The sequence below is a fragment of the Sphingomonas sp. SRS2 genome (assembly GCF_000971055.1).
Taxonomy (GTDB): Bacteria; Pseudomonadota; Alphaproteobacteria; order Sphingomonadales; family Sphingomonadaceae; genus Rhizorhabdus.
Map to the genome: position 1 here is coordinate 1 of NZ_LARW01000015.1, position 902 is coordinate 902.

1 pseudogene is annotated in these 902 nt (G+C 63.6%); it reads left to right on the forward strand.

The window, feature by feature from the left end:
• Nucleotides 1-202: 202 nt before the first annotated feature.
• Nucleotides 203-902: pseudogene (locus tag WP12_RS00080) on the forward strand (membrane-bound PQQ-dependent dehydrogenase, glucose/quinate/shikimate family); the annotation flags it as partial.

Below are 902 nucleotides of genomic sequence, written 5' to 3' on the forward strand. Positions count from 1 at the left end.
CAATCCGCCGCAGAGCGCCAATGCCAGGGCCGCGATCAGCACCGGATCAAGATTCCACCGTGCCAGCAATTCGGCAGGCGCCGGCGCGCTGCCGCAATAGGGAATCCAGATCGCAGCTCGATCCACGTGCACCTCGTGAAATTAGCCCTTTCGTTCTGGAACTGATCGCCCGAGGCGCAGTTCCCTTCGGTAGGAGACTTCCATGCCGCGAACGATCACCGCCCCTCCGAAACGCTCTCTCTGGGCGATGATCGTCGGTGCTATCCTGGCATGTATCGGCCTGGTTCTGATGATGGGCGGCGTCTGGCTGGCTGCCTTGGGGGGATCGCCTTATTATGCCGTCGCTGGGATCGGCCTTGGCATTGCCGGATTACTGCTAATCCGGGGGCGCGCCGCTGGCGTCTGGGTTTATGTGGCAACGTGGCTGCTTTCGCTGATCTGGGGTTTGGCCGAGGCGGGGCTCGATGGCTGGGGACTGATACCCTTCGCCGTTGGCCCAACGGTGCTGCTTATTCTGGTGCTGCTGACACTGCCGGTGTTGCGCGGATCATCGTGGCGCTGGCCTATTGTCGCTGCTGGTGCCGCCACGGTGGCAATCGTGCTTGGCGGATTCGTGATTTCGCGGGTCAATCAGCCCACTGCCGGCGCGATGCCCGGCGTGATCGCGTCAACGGTAGCCGACCCGTCACCGCTCCACGCCGGCACCGACTGGCCGGCCTATGGCGGCAGCTATGCCGCGCAGCGCTACTCGCCCTTGGGCCAGATTACGCCCGAAAATGCTGGCAGGCTGCGCCGCGCCTGGATCTACCACACGGGTGATATGCCCAAGGGCGACCCGGAAAAAAGCAAATATGGCGCCGAGACGACGCCCCTCAAGGTCGGCGACACGCTGTATCTCTGCT